The following is a 3,499-nucleotide window of genomic DNA, read 5'->3' on the forward strand; positions in this document are numbered from 1 at the left end:
ACCGGTCAGCACTTGCGCACCTTCTGCACGACCAGTTGCGATACAACCTAAGATTTTATCTTGTTGCTCTTGCGAAGCTTGAGCGCCAATCATGGTGTCGGTATCCAGTGGGTGGCCGGTCTTAATGCGCTTTACACGTTCAATGGCTTTTTCAAGGAATTTATCTGCAATGCTTTCATGGACTAAAGCACGTGAAGGACAGGTACAAATTTCACCTTGGTTGAGTGCGAACATGGCAAAGCCTTCCAGCGCTTTATCCAAAAAGTCATCGTCTTGATCCATCACATCTTCAAAGAAAATGTTTGGTGATTTGCCACCAAGTTCCAGTGTTACAGGAATAATATTTTCAGTGGCATACTGCATGATCATTTGGCCGACAGCCGTAGAACCCGTAAATGCAATTTTGGCAATACGTGGATTAGTTGCTAGCGGGCGACCGACTTCTACGCCGTAACCGTTGACAATATTTAGCACACCGGCAGGTAGGATGTCTTGAATCAATTCTGCCAAAACTAGAATGCTGACCGGGGTTTGTTCAGCAGGTTTAAGCACAATGCAGTTCCCTGCAGCCAAGGCAGGTGCAAGTTTCCAAGCCGCCATTAAGATAGGGAAGTTCCAAGGAATAATTTGCCCCACAACACCCAAAGGTTCATGGAAATGGTAAGCAATGGTGTCACCATCAATTTCCGAAATACCGCCTTCTTGTGCGCGAATGCAGCTGGCAAAGTAGCGGAAATGGTCAATGGTGAGTGGAATGTCTGCAGCCAGTGTTTCACGTACAGGTTTGCCGTTGTCCCATGTTTCTGCAACGGCCAATAATTCTAGATTTTCTTCTAAGCGATCTGCAATTTTCAGTAACAGATTAGAGCGAGTAGTCGGTGATGTATTGTTCCATTCCGCTTTGGCTGCGTGCGCAGCATCGAGCGCTAACTCAATATCTTCAGCCGATGAACGTGGAATTTTGGTAAAGGCTTTACCATCAACAGGAGAGATGTTGTCAAAATATTCGCCTTTTACTGGTGCGACCCATTTGCCACCAATAAAATTTTCATATTGTGATTTAAATTGGACTTTTGAACCGTTTTGATTTGGATCGATGTAACGCATATTGACTGTTCCTTTGCTTATTATGGTGTTCTTCAACGTCATACAAAGCCTATGCTTTGTTCTCAGGTACAACTGCGCGTTTTTAGTCGCTCTTTGAATATAAGAGTGGATGGAGGTGCTTTGAATGGCAAATTACATCTTTTAGACAATTTATTTAGGGTGTGGGTGCTTGGCTGTTAACTCAGTCACGATTTTGTTTTGTATGGGATATTTCGAAGCAATAAAGGAGATAAGGCACTCGCTTAGTTTAGTGTTGGACTAACATTTAGATGTGGCCTTAAAGATGTGTAGAGGGTGATCCCTTTAAGGCCTAGGCTGGTGAGATTGTAAAATTACAAGCCTTTGTGGCTAAGCCAAGTAAATAATTGTTGATAAACCTGCTCACGTACTGGTTTTTGCGATAGCACTAAGTCGTGAAGGCCATGATGAATACTTTGGATGGTGACATCGCCCTGAATTTTTTTCGCATATTTAGCAATATCTTTCACGCCTAAAATTACATCGCTGCTTTGTGCATCTTTACCCCATTTACGCGGATTTTTGGTTTGATTGGAATGCATGACTAAAATTGGAATATTTAACTGAACACCTTGATGGATTTCTTTTTGTGCTTCATGAATGGCGGTGATAAAGCTTAGGCGTACTTTGGGGTAGGTGGTCTTTTTCCAATCTAGGTTAAAGTCCCATTCACCTTTTAAGTCTTTGTGAAGACTGGGTGTGTACCACTTGTTGAGCTCACTTGGAAACTGTAAGTCTGGAAAAACTTTGCCTAGCCGACTCAGCTGAGGAACACCAAGCTTGCGTTTCAGTGGATTCATATTGAAGTCATAAAAAGGGCTGTTGACCCAAAGTGCTTTAATCAGTGGGTGATTAGGATTGTGACTTGCATATAGTGTTGTGGTTAAGCCACCAGTGGAGTGCCCACAGAGCAGTACTGCATCGTGGTCTTCTGCTCCAATGATATCAAGGGCTTGATTAATTTCTGCATCATATTCGGCAATCTTACGCACGTTATAGTATTTTTGATGTGGCAAAATTGAGCGTCCGTATTTTCTTAAATCGAGTGCATAAAAATCAAAACCGTGTTGGTTAAATTGCGCTGCCATTTCTGTTTGAAAAAAATAATCAATAAAGCCGTGAATATATAAAACAGCTTTAGAGGTGGTTGAAGTGGCTTTTTTGCGGATTAAGGTTGCTGTGACGGGGCCTTCAAAATCATCGGAAAATTTTAGGGTTGTTTGCTCATAGCCTGCGCCCAAGATGTCGGGCTGATAGGTGCATGCAGAAAGATCATTCATTGTTATTCTCAGCGTTTGATTTTTAATCTTATCCTTGATGAAGGCATTGGATTTGTCAACGACTGTCTGAGTGGTATTTTTTGTGTTTTGTATGGGCATAAAAAAACCCTCATCAAAGATGAGGGTTTTTTGAATTTGGAGCGGGAAAGGAGACTCGAACTCCCGACCCCAACCTTGGCAAGAGTCACCGACATAAAATACACTAAATTACATAATTGGTATGTTAATAAACTCTATATATAACAGTTATATAGAGTTTTAATTTTGTGTGACGTAATTTAAGGTGGGGTAGGGTACTTTGATTTTTGGTCACTAATTTATTGTGATAATCAACAATAATAACCAACATTCATATGCTTAATCTAAGAGTGTTTTACTGACTGGTATAATTTTATGATGAGAGGGGTGTTGCCTGAGGCTACGGTTTCTGTTTGGCCTTTTGGCGTAAGACGTACAAATATAAGCTTTCTACTTTTTCACGTGTCCATGGTGTGGTACGCAAGAATCGTAATGATGATTTAACACTTGGGTCTATGCAAAAACTGAACCGTACCGGGTTTGTCGGAGACTTTTTTATTTAAGTTAGGCCACCTGACCTAACGGGTTAATCTTATAATCGTACATTGCTTCAAGCTCAAAAGACGATACATAACTCAGCGCATCAAGCACCATATCTGTATTCTTACGTGTTGATACTTTCCAGCCAACAATTGCACATGAAAAAACATCAATAATAAATGTGGTTTAGACCCAATCTGAATGAGTTTTAATATATGTGAAGTCAGCGACCTGAGATACCGTCTTGGTAGTCAATCAGGTTTTGAGATTATTCGGCTAATAAATAATCTCTTTGATAGGCAGTCTGATGTTTTAAAACGCTATAACACAGATCTCTGTACACGACAAATTTCATAGGATCCTTGTCCTATCAGGCTTTTCTTTCTTAAAATTGCTAGCACTTTCTTAAATTCTTCTTTTTTTCCAAAACCAATCAAACGTAGAATAGCCATTTGAACATAGTCCAAACCGTAGCGAAATAAACTTACTGAAAGTCGTCCATGCTTCTTTATTTTTATCGCTTTTTTCCGATCATG

General features: G+C 40.5%; 2 protein-coding genes and 3 pseudogenes. All 5 read right to left on the minus strand.

The window, feature by feature from the left end; all coding sequences use genetic code 11:
* The coding region (locus tag DYI81_RS17675; protein WP_117008194.1) for an aldehyde dehydrogenase family protein at positions 1–1,107 on the minus strand (1,107 nt) is incomplete at its 3' end.
* A 332-nt stretch (positions 1,108–1,439) separates the two neighbouring features.
* Positions 1,440–2,405 carry an alpha/beta hydrolase gene (locus DYI81_RS17680; RefSeq protein ID WP_117008195.1) on the minus strand — a complete coding sequence of 322 codons (966 nt, stop codon included), beginning with the start codon at positions 2,403–2,405 and terminating at the stop codon, positions 1,440–1,442.
* 418 nt (positions 2,406–2,823) lie between these two features.
* Positions 2,824–2,946, minus strand: a pseudogene (locus DYI81_RS17685) (VF530 family DNA-binding protein); the annotation flags it as partial.
* Between the two features lie 41 nt (positions 2,947–2,987).
* Positions 2,988–3,194 (minus strand): annotated as a pseudogene (locus DYI81_RS17690) (DDE-type integrase/transposase/recombinase); the annotation flags it as partial.
* Positions 3,195–3,314: 120 nt separating this feature from the next.
* Positions 3,315–3,499, minus strand: a pseudogene (locus DYI81_RS17695) (IS4 family transposase); the annotation flags it as partial.

Origin of the sequence: Acinetobacter sp. SWAC5 (assembly GCF_003419885.1) — a bacterium.
Classification (GTDB): domain Bacteria; phylum Pseudomonadota; class Gammaproteobacteria; order Pseudomonadales; family Moraxellaceae; genus Acinetobacter; species Acinetobacter cumulans.